The sequence below is a fragment of the Thioclava sp. GXIMD4216 genome (assembly GCF_037949285.1).
In the GTDB taxonomy this organism is placed as follows: domain Bacteria; phylum Pseudomonadota; class Alphaproteobacteria; order Rhodobacterales; family Rhodobacteraceae; genus Thioclava; species Thioclava litoralis.
The window spans coordinates 513,970-532,500 of the sequence record NZ_CP149926.1 but is presented as its reverse complement, the minus strand read 5'-3'; the positions used below and the strand labels follow the sequence as shown (position 1 = coordinate 532,500).

Below are 18,531 nucleotides of genomic sequence, written 5' to 3'. Positions count from 1 at the left end.
CGGCACGGGGGCCGATGGCAGCGCCGGTTTGCGCGCCATCAAGGAATTCGGCGGGCTGTGCGTTGCGCAGGACCCCGAAACCGCGCGCTATGATGGCATGCCGATGTCGGCCAAGGCGACGGGGCTTGTCGATTTCATCCGCGCGCCGGGCCGGATCATCGAGACCATAAGCCAGTTCTATTCCCACAGTTCGCTGCAACTGGACGATGTCCAGCTGGGCCAGTCCATCGAAGCGATGGTGCCCGATATCTGTGCTGTCGTCCGCAAAACATCGGGGCATGATTTCGCGCTCTACAAGATCTCGACACTGACCCGCCGGATCGAGCGCCGCATCCGTGTTCTGGGGCTGAGCGATGCGCTTGACTACCTGCGCCGCCTGCGGGTGGACGCGAACGAATGCGACAAGCTGTTCCGCGAGCTGCTGATCAACGTCACCCGCTTCTTCCGCGACCCCGAGCAGTTCGAAGCCCTGCGCCAGCGGGTGATCGAGCCTCTGGTTCAGGAAAGCACACGCGACGAGATCCGCGTCTGGATCCCCGGCTGTTCCAGCGGCGAAGAGGCCTATTCGATGGCCATGCTGTTCCATGATGCGCAGCAGCGTGTCGGCCATCATCAGCAATTACAGATCTTTGCCACCGATATCGACGAACAGATGCTGCGTATCGCGCGTCAGGGCACCTATCCGCAAGCCGCGCTGGCCGACATCCCCGAACCGTTCCGCGACCTTTATACCGTCGGGCGTGACGGGAAATTCCAGATTGTCTCGCATCTGCGCGACCGTGTGCGGTTTTCCCTGCATAGCGTTGTGCGCGATCCGCCATTCTCGAATATCGACCTGCTCTCCTGCCGCAATCTGCTGATCTATTTCGGCGACAAGTTGCAGGCCGAGGTGATGCCGATCTTCCATTTCGCGCTGCGTCCGGGGGGCACATTGTTTCTGGGTCCGTCAGAAACGGTGGGCCAGTATGACAAGCATTTCATCCCCACGGCGGCCTCCGCGCGGATTTTCACCCGCGACGACAGCCGCTCGTCCTATCCGCTGCTGATCAAGGGACAGGCCGATCAACAGCAGACCAGCCGGATCCAGCTGGGCGAGAAGGATGACAGCCCCAATATGCCGCGCACCAGCACCACAGAGGCCGAAGCGCGGCTGCTGAACGCCTATGCCAACCCTGCAATGGTGGTGGACCGTTCGGGCAAGATCCTGAAGACCAGCGGCAAGCTGAGCAAATATCTCGATATCGATCTGCTTGATACCCATGTGCGCCATGCGCAGTCGGTGGCCCGCCCCGGCCTGAAGGAAGCCATTTCGGCCGCGATCCGCCATGTGGCCGAGACCGGGCGCAAATCGGTCAATCGCGACCTGTCCGCGCATTCCGAATTCGGCGTCCAGAAACTGGAGCTGCTGGCCGAACCCCTGCCGGACCGGTCGATCCTGCTGGTGTTCCGCGATGCGGCGCGGTTCACACCGATCGAGGATCACGATTTCGACGAGGTCGAACCTTCGGACAGCCATGTGCAAAGTCTTGAGGAAGAGCTTCGCGCAACCCGCGCCCGCCTGCACACCACCGTCGAGGAGCTCGAGACCGCCAATGAAGAGCTGAAAAGCTCGAATGAAGAAATGATGTCGATGAACGAGGAGCTGCAATCGACAAACGAGGAGCTCTCGACCGTCAATGACGAGTTGAAGAACAAGATCGAAGAGCTGTCCGTGGCCAATGCCGATTTGCAGAACTTCTTCGCCTCCACCGCCCTGCCCCTGATCGTGGTGGACCAGCGCCTGCATATCCGCAATTACACGGAATCGATCCTGACGCTCTATCCGTTCCGCCACGGCGATCGCGGACGTCCGCTGACCGATGTGACAAGCTATCTCAACGAAAACACCGAGATTTTCGAGGCGACACGGCAGGTGATTGCCCGTCAGCAGGTCCAGCAACTGACCATCACCCAGCGCGAAAGCGACAAGACATGGTCTTTGGTGATCAACCCCTACCGTATCCGCAGCGGCGAGATTGACGGCGCAACGCTGGTTTTCACCGATATCTCGCAGGCCCTGACGCTGGAACAGGAACTGGCCCGCGAGGGCGAGCGGCTGAAGCTGGCCCTTGAGGTCGCGGGGCTGGGTGTCTGGGAATATGACCGCCGCGCCAATACGCTGGATATGGACGCGCGTTGCCGGTCACTGTTCCGGCTTGACGAAAACGACGATCTGTCGAAGCCCCGCACCCTGCTGCGCCATGTTCTGCGCGACGACCGCGAGATCCTGCGCGACGGCCTGCGGCAGATGGCTGGCCCCGAAGGCAATATGGATATCGCGATCCGTCTGGACACCAAGGACCTCTCGCCACCCACGCTGAAAATCGTCGGGCGCCGCCTGTCGCATGACGCTCTGGGCCGCCGTGTCGGGGTGATCTTCGATGTGACCGATGCGCAAGAGGCGATGCAGATCCGCGAGACCATGCTGCGGGAAATGAACCACCGCGTAAAAAACATGTTCTCCATCATTTCGGGAATGACGCGCATCGCGGGGCGCAAGGCAGGCTCGGTCAAGGAATTAACCACCGAGCTTGAACAGCGCATCGCCGCCCTTGCACGGTCGCATTCGCTGACCCAGTCGGGAGATACCGGTCGCGGCCTGATGCTGCGCGAAGTGGTGAAAGTGGCGCTGGAGCCTTACGAGAAACAGGCCGAAATCCGGATTGACGGTCCGGAAGTCTATGTCCAGACGAAAGAAATCAACGCCCTGTCCCTGCTTTTCCACGAATTAGCAACCAATGCCGCGAAATATGGGGTTCTGGGACCAACGGAAGGCACACTTCAGGTAAGCTGGACGGTTGCGCCCAAAAACAAATTGATCCTTGAATGGAACGAACTCTATTCCAACCGCGTTATCCCTGGTGAATCGACGATTGGAAGCGGGTTCGGATCGACCCTGATCAAACTTTCCGCCGCGCAACTCCACGGCGATATCGAGGTCGAAACGAGCGAAGAGAAACGAACCACTAGGCTAAGCTATGGGCTGTCAGACTAACGAGCATGTACAAAAAACTGTCCTGATCTGCGAAGACGAGCCCATTGTCGCAATGGATCTCGAGATGATGGTCGGGGATATGGGCTATCGGGTGATAGGCCCCTGCGCCTCCCGCTCGGAGGCACGGACAATGATCATCAAGGAGCGCCCAGATGTAGCGATCCTTGACGTACAGTTGCGCGATGGCGAGGTGTTCCCTCTGGCCAAGCGCCTACAGGAATGCGGCACCAGTCTGGTCTTTCAATCCGGTCACAGCCGCGCCGAAGAAATCGAGACGCGCTTCCCCGGTGCCATTTTCTGTGAAAAACCTGTCTGGGGGCATCAGCTGGAAGAGGCGCTACGCCATTTTCTGGACGGCGAACAAGAGCCCGACCTCGCCGAGTAAGCCGGCCGCATAGCCGCCCGACCGGATGCTCTTCATGAAACAAAGACCCCTTGCGGGTCTTTTTCATTTCGAGCGGGTCTTTTTCATTTGCAATGCCCCGTGCGGGCGCACTGTCGGGCCGCTGTGCCATACGGGATAGCTTCTGGAACACTGCAAACGGGCAAGGGGCGCAGTCCGGCGCCCCTTCCTGTGTCAGGTGTCGTGTCAGTCGAATTCGGACAGTCGGGGGCGCTTGCCGATTGTCACATGGTCGATATCCTCCGCCGCAAAGCCGCGGATCAGCGACGGGATCATCATGGAGACCAGAATGAAGATCGGCAGACCGACCACGGTGATAACCTGCTGCAGCGCGGTCAGACCGGCATCACCGGCCAGAACGATCAGCATAACGGCCACCAGCCCCTGCGCGACCCCCCAGAACACACGCTGCGGCACAGGCCCCGGCTCGGGGGTGCCGGTGCACAGCATGTCCACCACCAAAGAGGCCGAATCCGCCGAGGTGGCAAAAAAGATCGCCACGATCACCACGCCGAAGCCCTGTAAAAAACCGGCCCACGGGAAGTGCTCGAAAAAGGCGAACATCGCCAAGGGCACGCTTTGGGCGACAGCCGCACTGATCTGACCGGCCTGATCCCCCATTGCCGCACGGGCGGCAGGGCCGATACCGTCGAAATCCATCGCCTGCCAGCCAAAGATCGCAAACCAGATCAGGGTGAAAAGCGAAGGAGCGGCCAGCACACCGAAAACGAATTCGCGGATCGTGCGCCCACGCGAGATCCGCGCGACGAACAGTCCGATGAAGGGCGACCAGGTCACTGTCCATGCCCAATAGAAGACAGTCCAGCTTCCCTGCCAGCCCCAGCTCGGAGTTGCGGGATTTTCATCGGCCAGCATGTCGTTCCAGAAGGCCAGACGCGGCAGATTTTCGAAATACAGCCCGAAGGTTTCCACCACGCCCCGCAGCAGGAACAGCGTCGAGCCGGTCACCAGCACAAACACCATCAGCGCCACGGCCATACCGATATTGAGGTTCGAGAGGAACTTCACCCCCTTATCGAGCCCTGCGGTGATCGAGCCAACGGCGACCCCTGTCAGGACGGTCAGAATGATGACCTTGAGCACCGTGTCATCGCGCAGCCCGAACAGGGCCGACAGCCCCGCCGCGATCTGGCTTGACCCCAGCCCTAGCGAGACCGCCACGCCAAAGAGTGTCCCGAGGATCGCGGCAATATCGATCGCCTTCCCCCAAGGGCCGTAAATCCGCTCTTTCAGAAGGGGATAGAACACCGAACTGACACGGATCGGCAGGTCGTAGCGATTGATGAAATAGGCGAAGGCCAGACCGGGAAGTGTGAAAATCGTCCAAGTGTGCAGGCCCAGATGGTAGATCGCAATCGACATCGCGTCCTGCGCTGCCTGCGTGCTATAGGGTTCGACCCCCGGCAACGGTGGCTTCGAGAAATGGCTGATCGGTTCGGCCACGCCCCAGAACATCAGCACGGTGCCGATTCCACCGGCAAACAGCATCGTGAACCAGCTCAGATTGGAATATTCGGGACGGGAATCGCGCGGCCCCAGCCGGATATGACCATGACGCGACATCGCCGCCCAGATCAGAAATCCCAGCCAGACATTGACGCCGAGGATGAAAAACCAGCCCAGATTGACGGTGATCCATTCGCGTCCGGCAGCGAAGGCATCGCCAATCGGACCCGGCGCGATCACCAGCAGGATGACAAAGGCAACCATGAAGAGTGCCGAGATGAAGAAGATATAAGGATCGGTTCGCAAACCGAGTTTGCGCACAAGTGAATGCACGTCGTTCTCCCTGTTTCGGGCTCGGGGGACGTGCCACCCAAGCATTGCGTTTCTTGAACGTCGTCGTTCGTGATCGGAAGAAATCCCGATCAGGGCGGGTCATTACCTAGAGCAATTTTCGCAAAAACCCAACCAAGGACCGGTTTCAGGCCCGATTCACGTGAAAAAGGCCGCACCTGTAGAGATGCGGCCTTTTTGCATTATGCGTATTTCGTTCCGATCAGACCGGCGGTTTGCCGCGGATCGCGCGGGCCACCATAGCCACCACGAACAGGATCAGGAAGATCACGAACAGGATCTGCGCGATCCCTGCGGATGCACCGGCAATGCCCCCGAAACCAAGAGCGGCGGCGATCAGTGCGATAATAAGAAATGTAAGAGCCCAGCCAAGCATAGGAACCTCCATCGGTTGTTTCTGGCAATCATCTTGCGTTCTGGCAGGTCAACGTTGCATTTTGCTCGGAGGTTCCGCGAAAAGATTGCAAAATCCAACGGGAACCCGAACGCCCCGAGCGGCGTTTGCGCGCGCCCGTTCCAGTTCCCGGATTTCGGCCCGTTTCCCGCTTTTCCCGACTTTTCCCAACCGCGCGAGGCCCGACAAAAAGACGCAGCCCCCGTCGCGCCTTGGGAACCTTCCCCGAGATCGGGCGTTTAGCTGCCAGATGCGGGTCAGCCGACTTCGCCTCGCCCCCAAGACGACCAAAGAGTAAGTTATGAACGAACATCACCCCGAACATACGACCAGCCCCGACACCGGCCTGACCGATACGGCGCTGCGTGCCTTTGAAAAGGGCCGTCAACTCGGGCGGGATGAGATGGCCTTTGCCCGTGCCGAGATCGCGCAGGCGGGGGCCAATCTGCGTGTTGCGGCAGTATGTCTGGGTATCGCCCTTGCAACGGCTATCGCCCTGCTTGCGGCCCTTTCGCAAACGCTGGTCTATGCGCTTCAGGCTGCGGGGCTTGCCCCCGTCTGGGCGGCCCTGATCACCACCGTTCTATTGATGCTTCTTGGGGGACTTCTGGCGCTGCGGGCCTTTGTGCTGCTGCGCCGTGCTGCGGCGACCCCGCAAACAATCATCACCAAAATCTCTGCCGATCTGCAGAATCTCAAGGAGAGCCTGAAATGAGCGAGAAAGCCACCATCAAGGAAATCGAAAACCGCCTGAACAAAGACAAGGCCGATCTGGCCGGTACGCTGGCCGATCTGACGGGCCGCGTTGCACCGGGTCTTCTGGCCGAGCATGTGTCTGACTTCATTCGTGAAAACGCGACCCCCTATGCCAAACGCGCCGAAGCGACCATCCGCGAGAATCCGGTGGCCTTTGCCTTGGCAGGCGCAGGTCTGGCATGGTTCCTTCTAGGCCGCAAAAACGGTGCGGAAACTGCGGAAACCGGCTCTGTTGCAGCGGCAGCCGAAAGCGCGGCCAATGACTGGTCGGAAGAGATCGACCGCCTGCGGGCCAGCGCCACGCTGCGTCTGCGCGAACTGGAAAGCGAAGCCGAGGACAATGCCCAATCGGGCCGCGATTTCGTAAAGGAACGCGCCGATATGATCTCGAAATTCTCGGGCGATGTGCGCACGAAACTGTCCAAGGATCTCGAAGACCTGTCTGCGGAGGCCCGCAAACATGTGATTGAAGCCCGCGAGCGCGCTTATGCCGCCAAGCTCAAGGCGCAGGAATACGGCACCCGCGCAGCAACCGAGACGCGCCAGTTCGTGGCCGACCATCCGGTGGTCATCGCGGTGCTGGGCCTTGCCGTGGGCGCTGCCGTTCTTGCCGCAATGCCCAAGGACAAGCTGCGCAATACGGCAGCAGGCCCCTATATCGACCGCGCCAAGGAAGAGGCGATGTCGTTCTATCGCGAAGAGAAAAAACGCGCCGAAGAGCTTGCGGCCCGCGTGAAGAAAGAAGCGCTTGATGCCGCGCGCGACGTTGCGCGCAGCGCCGAGAAGGAAGGGTCGGACCTTGGAGACCGTCTTGCGGAAGAATTCTCCAAAGAGGCCAGCGCTTCGGTGAAAAACCTGCGCAGCCATCTTCAGGCCAATGGTGTGGCGCATTAAGCGACAGAGAAATGCATGCAGGAAAGCCGGAGGAAACTCCGGCTTTTTTGATTTTCTGAAATCCGAATAACCTGTTGTGAAATTTATGCCTTCCGCAGGAACAAAGGCGAAAATTCAGACGTTGGGCGCGAAACAGAGGATATCTTTCATGAGTCGCCTAGAGACCCTGTCACGTATTGCCGTCATCTTTTTAGGGGCGGTCGGCGTTGTCTTCGCGCTCGTACAGGTGGAAAGCATCTTTGCCCCGATGATCCTTGCACTGGTCGCGGGCATCGTTCTTTCACCCGTTTCCGACACATGGGAGAAAATGGGGTTCTCGCCCGTCTGGGGGGCGCTGACTTCGCTAATCTTCTCATTGCTGATCGTGGCGATGATTGTCCTGATTTTCCAGCCTCTGGTCTATCAGATCGTGGATCAGGCCCCGAAGGTCTGGCAGGATATGCGCTCGACCATCGACAGCTATAAAAGCGCCATCTCCAATCTCAACTCCATGAGCGACCGCATTCAGGAAGCGGTCAGCGATTCTGCGGCCAAGACCGGAGAAGATGGTGGCGGGGTGCAAATGCCGACGCTCTCGGATGCGCTGATGCTGGCCCCTTCGATGTTCGCGCAGTTTCTGGTGTTTATCGGCACGCTCTTCTTTTTTCTGCTGACCCGCAGCGAAGTCTACGCTTGGGTCGCGCGCCATCTGTCGGAACCGGCGGACCGCGCAACAACGGCCAAACGTCTGCGCGCGGCAGAACGCAAGGTGTCGCGTTACTTCCTGACCATTACCCTGATCAATGCGGGGCTGGGGCTGGCAACAGGGCTTGTTCTGACTGCGCTTGGCATGCCCGGTGCGATGCTCTGGGGGCTTGTCGCGTTTCTTATCAACTTCGTGCTCTATATCGGTCCGGCCTGTCTGATCGTGGCTTTGGTCTTTGCAGGCGTCGCGGCCTTCGACGGCTTCTATTCACTTCTGCCCGCAATCCTTTACGCCAGCCTGAACGCGATGGAGGGCCAGTTTGTGACGCCTGCACTCGTTGGCAAACATATGCGCCTGAATCCGCTGCTGGTCTTTCTCTCGCTGATCTTCGGGATCTGGCTCTGGGGACCGGTAGGCGGGATTGTGGCGATTCCGCTTCTGCTATGGGGGCTGGTGCTGGCCGATGGCCTGCCTGAAAGTCAGGCGGAACGGCTTATGGCCACCAAGATCACCGAATAACACCGTGCAAGGCCCCTTGGTTTGGGGCGGCTTCCGCGCTAAACCCTGATCTCCGGTCGCAGCCCACCCGGATGCATCAAAACAGGGAAGCTTTCATGAAAACCATCGTCATCTGTTCCGGCGGCCTCGATTCCGTCACTCTGGCCGATAAGATCGCCGCCGAACACAGCCTTGTCGGGTTGGTGTCCTTTGACTACGGCCAGCGTCACCGCAAGGAACTGGATTTCGCCGCCCGCGCGGCCCAGCGTCTTGGCGTCAAACATGACATCATCGATATGCGCGGCATTGGCGCTGCGCTGACCGGATCGGCGCTGACCGATGATGTGGATGTGCCCGATGGCCATTATGCCGAAGAGACGATGCGCATCACCGTCGTCCCGAACCGTAACGCGATCATGCTGACCATCGCTTTCGGGATTGCGGCGGCCCGTGGCGCCGATGCGGTGGCCACGGCGGTGCATGGCGGCGACCATTTCATCTATCCCGACTGCCGCCCCGCCTTTACCGAGGCCTTCGAGGCGATGCAGAAACAGGCGCTCGATGGTTATGCCGATGTGTCGCTGTATACGCCCTTTGTTCGCGTGCCGAAATCGGCGATTGTCGAGGAAGGCGCACGGCTGGGCACGGATTTCGCCCAGACCTGGTCCTGCTATAAGGGCGGGGAAAACCACTGCGGGCGCTGCGGCACCTGCGTCGAGCGGCGCGAGGCCTTCGATCTGGCGGGCGTTACGGATCCTACCGTCTATGACGATCCGGATTTCTGGAAAGCCGCCGTAGAAAAAGCGCGCTGATTACTTCGCCTTCGGGCGGAAGGCTTTGATCTTGGCGGGGTCTGTCTCGATATAGCCCGCCCCGATCAGATCAAGGCAATAGGGCACAGCGGCGAAAACGCGGTTGAGGCAGGTCGCAATGGCCGAGGGCTTGCCCGGCAGCGTGATGATCAGCGATTTCCCTGCAATGCCCGCAGTCTGGCGCGACAGAATGGCCGTGGGCACCTCTTCCAGCGAGGCGCGGCGCATTTCCTCGCCAAAACCCAGCAGTTCCTTTTCCATCACATCCGCCACGCCCTCGGGCGTCTGGTCGCGGGGCGCAGGGCCGGTGCCGCCGGTGACAAGGATCAGATCGGCCTCAAGGCCCACCAGTTTGCGCAGCTTTTCGGCCACGCTCTCGCGCCCGTCGGGGATGATATGGCGCGAGATGCTTAGCGGCGAGGTCACCACGCCGCCAAGCCAGTCTTCGCAGCCCGGACCGCCCTTGTCTTCATATTCCCCCGCAAAGGCGCGGTCGGATACGGTGACAATGGCGGCATGGGGCTGCGATTTGCTCATTTTGCCACGCGTGCGTTGCGGGTCGCGATCAGCTTCAGACGCAGGGCGTTCAGGTTGATGAAGCCCGCCGCGTCCTTCTGGTCATAGGCACCTGCATCTTCCTCGAAGGTCACGTGCTTCTCGGAATAGAGCGAATAGTCCGACCAGCGCGCCACGGTGCGGGCCGCGCCCTTGAACAGCATCAGTTTCACGGTGCCGGTGACATATTCCTGCGTCTTGTCGATCAGCGCCTGCAGCGCCTCACGCTCGGGCGAGAACCAGAAGCCGTTATAGATCAGCTCGGCATAGCGCGGCATGATCGAATCCTTCAGGTGACCCGCACCGGAATCCAGCGTGATCTGCTCGATGCCGCGGTGTGCTTCCAGAAGAATGGTGCCGCCGGGGGTCTCGTAGACGCCGCGCGATTTCATACCGACAAAGCGGTTTTCCACGAAGTCCAGACGGCCGATGCCATGCTTTTTGCCCAGCTCGTTGAGCTTGGTCAGGATCGTGGCCGGGCTCATCGCCTCGCCATTGATCGAGACAGCATCGCCCTTCTCGAACCCGATCTCGATATATTCCGGCTCGTTCGGCGCGTCGAGAACCGGATCATCGGTGCGCTGATAGACGTAATCGGGCGCCATATCGCCCGGATTTTCCAGAACCTTGCCCTCGGAAGAGGTGTGCAGCAGGTTCGCATCCACCGAGAAGGGGGCCTCGCCACGCTTGTCTTTGGCAATCGGGATCTGGTTCTTCTCGGCGAAGTCCAGAAGTGCGGTCCGCGAATGCAGGTCCCATTCACGCCAAGGCGCGATCACCTTGATCGAGGGATCAAGCGCATAGGCGGCCAGCTCGAAACGGACCTGATCGTTGCCCTTGCCGGTCGCGCCATGCGCCACGGCATCGGCACCGGTCGCCTTGGCGATTTCCACCAGACGCTTGGAGATCAGCGGACGCGCGATCGAGGTGCCCAGCAGGTAGAGACCTTCGTAAACGGCATTGGCGCGGAACATCGGGAAGACGAAATCACGCACGAATTCTTCGCGCACGTCTTCGATGAAGATGTTTTCCGGCTTGATGCCCAGCATCTCGGCCTTCTTGCGTGCGGGGTCCAGCTCTTCGCCCTGCCCCAGATCGGCGGTGAAGGTAACGACCTCACAGCCATATTCGGTTTGCAGCCATTTGAGGATGATCGAGGTATCGAGGCCGCCGGAATAGGCGAGCACGACTTTCTTGGGCGCGGACATTGACATCTCCCGAGGAACAGATTTTGACGTGGGGATAGAGCGTTTTTTTCTGTGCTACAAGGGGCCGATGGCTTTTAGCGCGTTTCATTCTGTGATCCGGATCCGGCCTGCCCAATATCCAATCGACTAAAGCGCCCCTGAAATTTTATCTGCCAAGAAGCTCGTTCATGTATATATCGATCCTGAAATTGTCGCTGCACTTCCTTGCAAACCTCTATCGCAACTACAGATCCATCCTCAAATGGCCGGCTATTCTTTGTCTGATAGCCGTGATCAGTGAGACGATCTTCTACCTCCCGCACGGCTCTGCACCAGCCAGCCTGACCGCCCAGTATATGGCGGGCTTTTATACGATTGTCCTTTTGCTTCTGGCCTATACCCATGTTTCGCTTGCACTGCCAAAACTGGCTCTGGAAGGGGTGGTCATGTCACAACCACGCCGAAAGGATGTGCTGGCACAATGTGGGAGGGTCATCACCCTTACCCTGACCTCTGCTGCTTTCGTAGCTGTCACTGTACTCCTCGGCATGGGCACGATTCGAACGCCAATTGGCTTTCCACTGACCTTTTGCCTCATTCTGGCTGTAAGTGGCGTGATCTTCGCCCTTTTCATTCCACTAGCTGGCAGAGCAATCGGCAAAACCGATCACTCCCTCTTGGCGGGCATACAGATCATGAAGCGCACACCCTTTCTGATGATCGGCCTTGCTCTAACCCTTGCACTTGCCAATAATTTTCTGGCTATCCCGATGAGTCTATTGGCGCTCCTGACAGTGGCGCTTCCGGATGAGATTGCATTGGTTCTCCATATTTTGCTTTACAACCTTACCATCGGTTGCTCGACCATTCTCTTCCTTGCAGTGACGACGGCCGCCTATCAACAGCTCTGCCTGCGCAATCGCGTTATTTGACTTGCGCCTTTTTCAACCATGCGTATTCCATGAGCCATGACAGATTTTGCCCTGAACGCCCAAGCCTCCGCCCGCGCGCTGCGCGACCTTTTCGAGCCGACGCCCCTGCTGCGGAACGACTTCCTGTCCGAGCGTTACGGGGCGGATATCTGGCTCAAGCGCGAAGATCTGACACCCGTGCGCAGCTACAAGCTGCGCGGAGCCTTCACCGCGATGCGCAAACTGCGCTTGGCCGACCCGAGCGCGGATCATTTCGTTTGCGCCAGCGCTGGCAACCATGCGCAGGGTCTGGCCTATGCCTGCCGTCATTTCGGGGTCAGGGGCACGATTTTCATGCCGGTGACAACGCCGCAGCAAAAAATCGACAAAACCCGCAGCTTTGGCGGCGATAACGTCGAGATCGTGCTGACGGGGGATTATTTCGACGACACTCTGGCGGCCAGCCAAGCTTTCTGTGCAGAGGCAGGCGCGCATTTCTTGGCGCCTTTCGACAATAGCGATGTGATCGAAGGTCAGGCGACCGTGGCCGTGGAACTGCTGGACCAGCTTGGGCGCGCGCCGGATTTCGTCACCATTCCGGTGGGCGGCGGCGGGCTGTCAGCCGGTGTCACGCGCTATCTCGGGGCCGCCAGCCCCAAAACGCAATTCCGCTATGTCGAACCTATGGGCGGGCGGAGCCTCCATGCCGCCTTGGAAGCCGGTGAACTGGTCACCCTACCCCATGTCGACAGTTTCGTAGACGGCGCGGCTGTGGCGCGGATTGGCCAGACCCCTTTCGAAGCCCTGCGCGACGTCCCCGCAGATCATGTGTTCGGCGCGCCTGAAAACCGGATCTGCCGAACCATGCTGGAGCTTCTCAATGTCGAAGGCATCGTGTTGGAACCTGCGGGGGCGATGTCGATCGACATGCTACAGGACATGCGCGACGAAATTGCCGGCAAGACTGTGGTCTGTATCGTTTCCGGAGGGAATTTCGACTTTGAACGTCTGCCCGATGTCAAGGAACGGGCGCAGCGCTATTCGGGACTGAAGAAATATTTCATTCTGCGTATGCCGCAACGTCCGGGCGCGCTCAAAGATTTTCTGCAGATGCTTGGTCCGCAGGACGATATCGCCCGCTTCGAATATCTGAAGAAATCGGCCCGCAATTTCGGTTCGGTGCTGATTGGCATCGAAACGCGCGATCCGACGAGCTTCGGCAAATTGACCCAGCAGCTTGATCAGGCCGGCTTTACATATCGCGACATTACAGAAGATGCCATTTTGGCCGAGTTTCTGATCTGACGCGAACGCCCCCCACCGATCCGCTGATTGGTGGGGGGCTGACGATATCAGGCCGCGCTGAGGAACTCGCCCACGCGGGCCATGAAATCCTTTTTGGACGCCGCATAGATATCGAGAATCGCGGAGACATCCACTTCGGACGACCGGCCTGCCGCAGAAAGCCGTTCGCCCTCTTGGCACATCACGCCAAAAGCACGGAAGCCGAGATTCCACGCAGAGCCTTTGAGGAAGTGCAAATCTTCTTCCAGCTTTTCGGGACGGGTCCCCAAACGCATGACCACACCCTCGACTTCGTCCATAAAGAGCTCGACGACTTCACCGAAGCCATCTGCCCCAATTTCGGATTGCAACTCGGCAACCCGATCCCAATCGATCATCTGAACCTCCACCAAAGGGCAACACCACCAGCGACAAGGCTAGGCAAGAAAACTTGCCAAAAACTTAAGCGCGGAAACTTACTGGGATTTACGCCAAATTAAGAGTGGCTGCGCCAAAGATGGCCATCAGTAGTGTCACGAGGAGCGGAATCGGCTTGCAGGATCCTCTGTATAAGCTTTCGCCGGCCACCCAAACGCCGGACGAGAATGCGCGCCGCAGCGTGCTTGTTGTCGATGACAGCAAAATGCAGCGTCGTATTCTATCGGCGCAGCTTTCACGGTCCGGCTATGATGTCACCGAAGCCGCCTCTGCCGAAGAGGCGCTTGAGATTTGCCAGCAGTTCGAGCCGGATATCGTCATCTCCGACTGGATGATGACCGGCATGTCCGGTGTGGAATTCTGCCGTAAATTCCGTGAAATGCCACGGGCAGGTTATGGCTATTTCATTCTGCTGACATCCAAATCGGAAAAAGCCGAAGTGGCACTGGGCCTGCAAAGCGGGGCCGATGATTTTCTGGCCAAGCCGGTCAACGGGAACGAGTTGCGCGCGCGCCTGCAGGCCGGTGACCGGATCTTGCGTATGGAGCGCGAACTGACGCGAAAGAACCAGCTTCTGAGTTCGACGCTGGATGAGCTGAAAACCGTACATGAAGGTATTCGGCGCGATCTGTCCGAGGCACGGCAGCTCCAGCAAAGCCTTGTCAAAGAAAGATACCGGAGCTTCGGCAGCTCGGAGGTAACGCTCATGCTCCGGCCCTGCGGTCAGGTGGGCGGTGATCTTGTGGGCTTTTTCCCGATCAATGCGCGGCGTGTCGGGCTTTATGGCATCGATGTCTCCGGCCACGGTATTACATCGGCCCTGATGACCGCGCGGCTTGCGGGGTATCTTTCGGGCTCTTCGCCCGATCAGAACATCGCCTTGGTCCTCTCGGATTTCGGGATCTACGAAGGCATGGACCCGGGCGAGCTGGCGACCTATCTCAACAAACTCGTTCTGGATGAAATGCAGACCGAGAGCTATTTCACGATGGTCTATGCCGATGTGGATCTGGTCTCGGGCGAGGTTCTGATGGTGCAGGGCGGGCATCCACATCCCGTCAAGCAACGCATTGATGGCACGATAGAGCTTCTGGGACAGGGCGGCCTGCCTGTGGGGCTGATCGAGGAAGCCCAATATGAGACGTTCTCGACCGTGCTCGAACCCGGCGAAAGGTTGATTCTGATGTCGGATGGCATCACGGAAGCAACCGCGCATGACGGCCAGTTGCTTATGGAGAACGGGCTCGACAGCATGCTGAAGACGCTCTCCAATCTCAACGGCAACGGCTTCCTTGATGCGCTTTACTGGGAGGTCGAGAATTACGCCGATGGCAATCTGACAGATGATGTCTCTGCCGTTTTCTTCGAATTCAACGGCGCGAAGCGGAACGCGGACTGACCCTTCGCGCGGAGGCTTACGGTTCGCGCAGGGCCTCGCGGGATTTGTAGAGCGGCTTGAGCAGATACTGCAGAATGGTCTTCTCGCCGGTATGCAACTCCACCGTCGCCTGCATGCCGGGACGGATTTCCAGATTGCGCTGGCGCTCTGTCAGATCAGACAGGTCCACACTCAACGTAACCTCGTAATGTGGCTGCGCATTTGGGTCTTTCTCGTCTTTGAACGTATCGGCAGAGACCACAACCACCTTACCGGTCAGGCTGCCATAGATCGTGTAATCATAGGCCGAAAGCTTGATCGTGGCATCCTGCCCCGCACGAACATTCGCAATATCTTTCGGTGCGATCTGGGCGTCGATATACAACTCTTCGCCTTCGGGAATGATCTGCATGATCTGCTGGCCCGGCTGGACGACACCGCCGATCGTGGTAACCGATAACTGATTGATGATCCCGCGCATCGGGGCCACCAAAGTGGTGCGGCCCAGTTGATCTTCCGAAAGTTTGAGTTGCTGACGCAGGGTGCCCAGCTTGTTCAGCGTATCCGAATAATCAGAGGCCCGATCCAGCTCGGTTTTGGTAATGATTTCATTGAGCTGGTTCTGTGCATCCTCGAAGGCCTTGCGCGATTTGGTTACCTCGATCAGTGGCGCAACCTGCTTTTCATACATGCGTTCAACAAGGTCACGCTCTGCCTTTGCCTGTGCAACCACGGCTTTCGCCCCCGATACACGGGCGTGATAATCTTCCAGCCGCGCCTCAAGCAGCCCCGATTCCGAGGCGATGATATCGGGCACAAGGCGGATCTGCTCTCTGGTCGGGTTGAAAATCAGCGTATCTTTCATCTCGGCTTCAAGCCGCATCTGGCGGATTTCAAGCCCCGCGATCTGGTCCCGCAAATCATCGGTCTGGGTCTGGTATTGCGTGGCATACAGCTTCGCCAGCACCTGCCCCGCCTCGACATGATCCCCCTCGGCCACATCCAGCTCTGCCAGAATTCCACCCTCGAGGTTCTGGATGATCTGCGGGCGCGACGACGACACGATCTCCCCCGGACCGCGCACAATCTGGTCAACCCAAGCCATTGAAGCCCAAAGCAGAAAGATCGCAAGTGCGATCCCGACCAGCCAGACAGTCATGCTCATCCGTTTGGTGCGGGTAAGGATCACACTGGGGTCGATCGTGGCCATGTCAGGTTCCGGTTTTCGCTTTGGTGAGGTGGGCCAGAACCGCATCACGCGGGCCGTCCACTGCCAGTTTTCCATTCTGCAGGATCAGGGTGCGCGAGGTCAAAGACAGGATCGGCACGCGGTGCGTCGCGATGATCGCAGTGCGACCTTCCAGCCACGATTGCAAGCGGCTGACCAATGTGGCCTCCAGCGTCGTGTCCAAGGCCGAGGTCGGCTCGTCAAGAATGACCACCGACGGATCCTGCAACCAGAGCCGCGCCCAGCCAATGGATTGGCGCTGCCCGACAGACAGCCCCTCGCCACCATCGCGCAGGGTCAGGTCCAGCCCCTTCGGATGGCTACGCACAAACGGCCCAAGCCCTGCAAAATCCAGCGCCTCATAGAGGCGGGCATCATCGCGTTCCAGCTGGGTCAGGTTCAGGTTTTCCCGCAAGGACCCCGCAAACAACCGGACATCCTGACTGAGATAGCCCAAAGAGCGGCGCAGATCGCGCGGATGGAGCTGGCCGATATCGATCCCGTCCAGCAAAATCCGCCCCGCTTGCGGATCATAAAGCCCCGCCATCAGCTTCAGGAGCGTCGACTTGCCGGACCCGTTAGTGCCCAGCACGGCAACCTTCTGCCCTGGAGGGATCTTCAGGTTGGGAATATCCAGCGTCAGGGAGCTGTCCTGATCATATTGGAAATTCACATGGCGCATCTCGTATTCGCCCCGCACCTGCTCGGTGCGCAGATAGGAACGGTCATCGGCCTGAGCCTGATCGGATTCGATGATCGCATCCAGCCCGTCCAGCGCATGTTTGACATTCGACCAGCGTGACAGCGTGCCTGCAAGCTGGGTCAGGGGCGACAGTGTGCGCGAGGTCAGGATCCCGATGGCAATGATCGACCCGACCGTAAAATCGCCCGAAAACACCTTATAGGTCCCGATCACCACGGCGGTGATATAGGTGCCCTGCTGGACCATCTGCGCCCAATAGGTCAGGGCCGCGGCCAGCTTGCGCTGTTCGGAGGATTTGATCGCCGACAGGGTAATCAGCTCTTCCCAGATCCGTTTGAACCGGTCCGCCCCGCGTGAAGTGGCCACGGTTTCATGCTCGTAGATCGCTTCGTGCAGCAGACGGGACGCGCGCACCGAGGCGCCTTGGGTTGCTTCGGTCAGGCGGATCATCTTGCGCTGGAACAACAGCCCCGGCAGCACCATCAGGACCGCCCCCGCCAGAAGAACCCAAATCAGCGAGCCGCCGATAGAGGCCACCAGAAACAGGAAAACGAACACGAAAGGCACGTCCGCCAGCGTGCCGATGGTCGAGGCAGTGAAAAACTCGCGGACCGAGGAAAACTCGCGCATGGCCGAGAAAAGCTGGCTGGGCGAGCGTTTACCCGGCGCGACCTTCATGCCCAGCAGCCGTTCCATCAGCAATTGCTGGACCGATAGCTCGATCTTGCGACCTGCCATATCCATCAAGCCCGAGCGCGCGACCTTCAACGCCATCTCGAGACCAAGCGCCAGAAACGCGCCCAGAGCCAGAACCCAAAGCGTGGCCGTCGACTGGTGCGGGATCACACGGTCATAGACCTGCAGGCTGAACAGCGCCACGGCCACCGCCAGAAGGTTCGCGAAAAGCGACCCGACCGCCACCTCGACAAACGCACGGCGCTGTTTATGGAACGCCCCCCAGAACCAGTGCTCGCGCTCGGACGAAATCTTGTGGCGGTCCTCAAGCTGTTTGAGCGAGGTCCGCGCACGGATCACGGTGCCGGTAAAGAAGCTGACAAATTCGCCCACCGGCACTTCGGCGCGCTGGTCCTTACAGGTTTTGTCATAGACGAACAGCGTCTGGCCATCCTGCCCGATGACCAGAACCATCTGGCCATTGCTCATCTGCGCCAGTGCGGGCCATTGATCGGGCGTGATCGAGGGGATCTTCTCGACCGAAGACACAAGCCCCGCCACCCGCAGAACAGCCGCAATATGCTCGGGCTTGATCTCGGCGGCCTCCTTGGCATCGCCGGTCAGCGCCGCCGTCGCCTCGCCCACCGCGCGTAGCATCTGTTCGAGAATGTCGATGGCCGGAATATCGGCCCCGAGAAGTCCGGCATAAAGCGCGGCCAGCTCGGCACGGGCGCGGGCACGATCCGAGGTGCTCTGACCGGCGGGCGGCTTCGCAACCGGAAGTTTAGGGTCGCCAGCGGCAGGGCGCAGCTCACCATTCGCCCCACTGATATGGGACGCATTGATGTCGAATGCTATGATGCGCTCTGCCAAAACTC

At 59.3% G+C, this 18,531-nt stretch carries 16 protein-coding genes (1 of these 16 only partly in view); 9 read left to right on the top strand and 7 right to left on the bottom strand.

Annotated features, from left to right (window positions below; genetic code table 11):
* Together WDB88_RS02670 and WDB88_RS02665 are read left to right on the top strand one after the other, a co-directional pair.
* Nucleotides 1-3,034, top strand: partial view of a chemotaxis protein CheB gene (locus tag WDB88_RS02670; protein WP_339108666.1) — the 3' portion only. Its footprint begins 392 nt before the window's first position; 3,034 of the gene's 3,426 nt are visible here — the last part of the coding sequence; the start codon falls outside the window, past its left edge; its stop codon occupies nt 3,032-3,034.
* Nucleotides 3,018-3,419 carry a response regulator gene (locus tag WDB88_RS02665; protein WP_339108665.1) on the top strand — a complete coding sequence of 134 codons (402 nt, stop codon included), beginning with the start codon at nt 3,018-3,020 and terminating at the stop codon, nt 3,417-3,419. The genes WDB88_RS02670 and WDB88_RS02665 overlap by 17 nt, the downstream gene beginning before the upstream one ends.
* Before the next feature lie 204 nt (nt 3,420-3,623).
* Here the strand turns inward: WDB88_RS02665 and WDB88_RS02660 are convergent, their stop codons facing one another.
* Nucleotides 3,624-5,237: a BCCT family transporter gene (locus tag WDB88_RS02660; protein WP_339108664.1), complete on the bottom strand. Its 1,614-nt coding sequence runs from the start codon at nt 5,235-5,237 to the stop codon at nt 3,624-3,626.
* Between the two features lie 220 nt (nt 5,238-5,457).
* Nucleotides 5,458-5,631, bottom strand: a complete 174-nt coding sequence (locus WDB88_RS02655) for a DUF1328 domain-containing protein (RefSeq protein WP_339108663.1) — start codon at nt 5,629-5,631, stop codon at nt 5,458-5,460.
* A gap of 319 nt (nt 5,632-5,950) precedes the next feature.
* Here WDB88_RS02655 and WDB88_RS02650 point away from each other — a divergent pair, with 319 nt between their 5' ends.
* The 4 genes from WDB88_RS02650 (at nt 5,951) to queC (ending at nt 9,294) form a co-directional block, all read left to right on the top strand.
* Entirely contained in the window at nt 5,951-6,364 is a 414-nt protein-coding gene (locus WDB88_RS02650; protein ID WP_339108662.1) for a phage holin family protein, read from the top strand.
* Nucleotides 6,361-7,299 (top strand): hypothetical protein, encoded by a 939-nt coding sequence (locus WDB88_RS02645; RefSeq protein WP_339108661.1) that lies wholly within the window; start codon nt 6,361-6,363, stop codon nt 7,297-7,299. The genes WDB88_RS02650 and WDB88_RS02645 overlap by 4 nt, the downstream gene beginning before the upstream one ends.
* Before the next feature lie 148 nt (nt 7,300-7,447).
* Nucleotides 7,448-8,503 carry an AI-2E family transporter gene (locus WDB88_RS02640; protein WP_339108660.1) on the top strand — a complete coding sequence of 352 codons (1,056 nt, stop codon included), beginning with the start codon at nt 7,448-7,450 and terminating at the stop codon, nt 8,501-8,503.
* Between the two features lie 95 nt (nt 8,504-8,598).
* On the top strand, nt 8,599-9,294 hold the full coding sequence (gene queC, locus WDB88_RS02635) for a 7-cyano-7-deazaguanine synthase QueC (RefSeq protein WP_339108659.1): 696 nt from the start codon (nt 8,599-8,601) through the stop codon (nt 9,292-9,294).
* Here queC and mog read toward each other — a convergent pair whose 3' ends face one another.
* Both mog and WDB88_RS02625 read right to left on the bottom strand, forming a co-directional pair.
* A complete protein-coding gene (mog, locus tag WDB88_RS02630) occupies nt 9,295-9,831 on the bottom strand; it encodes a molybdopterin adenylyltransferase (protein ID WP_339108658.1) in 537 nt (178 codons plus the stop codon).
* Nucleotides 9,828-11,057: an argininosuccinate synthase gene (locus WDB88_RS02625; protein ID WP_339108657.1), complete on the bottom strand. Its 1,230-nt coding sequence runs from the start codon at nt 11,055-11,057 to the stop codon at nt 9,828-9,830. The genes mog and WDB88_RS02625 overlap by 4 nt, the downstream gene beginning before the upstream one ends.
* Nucleotides 11,058-11,224: 167 nt before the next feature.
* On the opposite strand from WDB88_RS02625, the gene WDB88_RS02620 reads away from it, so the two are divergent.
* Together WDB88_RS02620 and ilvA are read left to right on the top strand one after the other, a co-directional pair.
* The gene (locus WDB88_RS02620; RefSeq protein WP_339108656.1) at nt 11,225-11,968 is read left to right on the top strand and encodes a hypothetical protein; all 744 of its coding nucleotides are present in this window, start codon (nt 11,225-11,227) and stop codon (nt 11,966-11,968) included.
* Between the two features lie 36 nt (nt 11,969-12,004).
* Nucleotides 12,005-13,252, top strand: coding sequence for a threonine ammonia-lyase IlvA (gene ilvA, locus WDB88_RS02615; RefSeq protein ID WP_339108655.1), 1,248 nt, complete (start codon nt 12,005-12,007; stop codon nt 13,250-13,252).
* 47 nt (nt 13,253-13,299) lie between these two features.
* Here ilvA and WDB88_RS02610 read toward each other — a convergent pair whose 3' ends face one another.
* Nucleotides 13,300-13,629, bottom strand: a complete 330-nt coding sequence (locus WDB88_RS02610; protein ID WP_339108654.1) for an Hpt domain-containing protein — start codon at nt 13,627-13,629, stop codon at nt 13,300-13,302.
* A gap of 155 nt (nt 13,630-13,784) precedes the next feature.
* On the opposite strand from WDB88_RS02610, the gene WDB88_RS02605 reads away from it, so the two are divergent.
* Nucleotides 13,785-15,068, top strand: a complete 1,284-nt coding sequence (locus WDB88_RS02605; RefSeq protein WP_339108653.1) for a SpoIIE family protein phosphatase — start codon at nt 13,785-13,787, stop codon at nt 15,066-15,068.
* Between the two features lie 16 nt (nt 15,069-15,084).
* Here the strand turns inward: WDB88_RS02605 and WDB88_RS02600 are convergent, their stop codons facing one another.
* On the bottom strand, nt 15,085-16,257 hold the full coding sequence (locus WDB88_RS02600; RefSeq protein ID WP_339108652.1) for an HlyD family type I secretion periplasmic adaptor subunit: 1,173 nt from the start codon (nt 16,255-16,257) through the stop codon (nt 15,085-15,087).
* Nucleotide 16,258: 1 nt separating this feature from the next.
* Nucleotides 16,259-18,526: an ATP-binding cassette domain-containing protein gene (locus WDB88_RS02595; protein ID WP_339108651.1), complete on the bottom strand. Its 2,268-nt coding sequence runs from the start codon at nt 18,524-18,526 to the stop codon at nt 16,259-16,261.
* Between the last annotated feature and the right edge of the window lie 5 nt (nt 18,527-18,531).

Coding starts and splice junctions, on each gene's coding strand:
- WDB88_RS02665 (WP_339108665.1), top strand. CDS start 3,018: ATGGGCTGTCAGACTAACGAGCATGTACAAAAAACTGTCCTGATCTGC.
- WDB88_RS02655 (WP_339108663.1), bottom strand. CDS start 5,631: ATGCTTGGCTGGGCTCTTACATTTCTTATTATCGCACTGATCGCCGCC.
- WDB88_RS02650 (WP_339108662.1), top strand. CDS start 5,951: ATGAACGAACATCACCCCGAACATACGACCAGCCCCGACACCGGCCTG.
- WDB88_RS02645 (WP_339108661.1), top strand. CDS start 6,361: ATGAGCGAGAAAGCCACCATCAAGGAAATCGAAAACCGCCTGAACAAA.
- WDB88_RS02640 (WP_339108660.1), top strand. CDS start 7,448: ATGAGTCGCCTAGAGACCCTGTCACGTATTGCCGTCATCTTTTTAGGG.
- queC (WP_339108659.1), top strand. CDS start 8,599: ATGAAAACCATCGTCATCTGTTCCGGCGGCCTCGATTCCGTCACTCTG.
- mog (WP_339108658.1), bottom strand. CDS start 9,831: ATGAGCAAATCGCAGCCCCATGCCGCCATTGTCACCGTATCCGACCGC.
- WDB88_RS02625 (WP_339108657.1), bottom strand. CDS start 11,057: ATGTCCGCGCCCAAGAAAGTCGTGCTCGCCTATTCCGGCGGCCTCGAT.
- WDB88_RS02620 (WP_339108656.1), top strand. CDS start 11,225: ATGTATATATCGATCCTGAAATTGTCGCTGCACTTCCTTGCAAACCTC.
- ilvA (WP_339108655.1), top strand. CDS start 12,005: ATGACAGATTTTGCCCTGAACGCCCAAGCCTCCGCCCGCGCGCTGCGC.
- WDB88_RS02610 (WP_339108654.1), bottom strand. CDS start 13,629: ATGATCGATTGGGATCGGGTTGCCGAGTTGCAATCCGAAATTGGGGCA.
- WDB88_RS02600 (WP_339108652.1), bottom strand. CDS start 16,257: ATGGCCACGATCGACCCCAGTGTGATCCTTACCCGCACCAAACGGATG.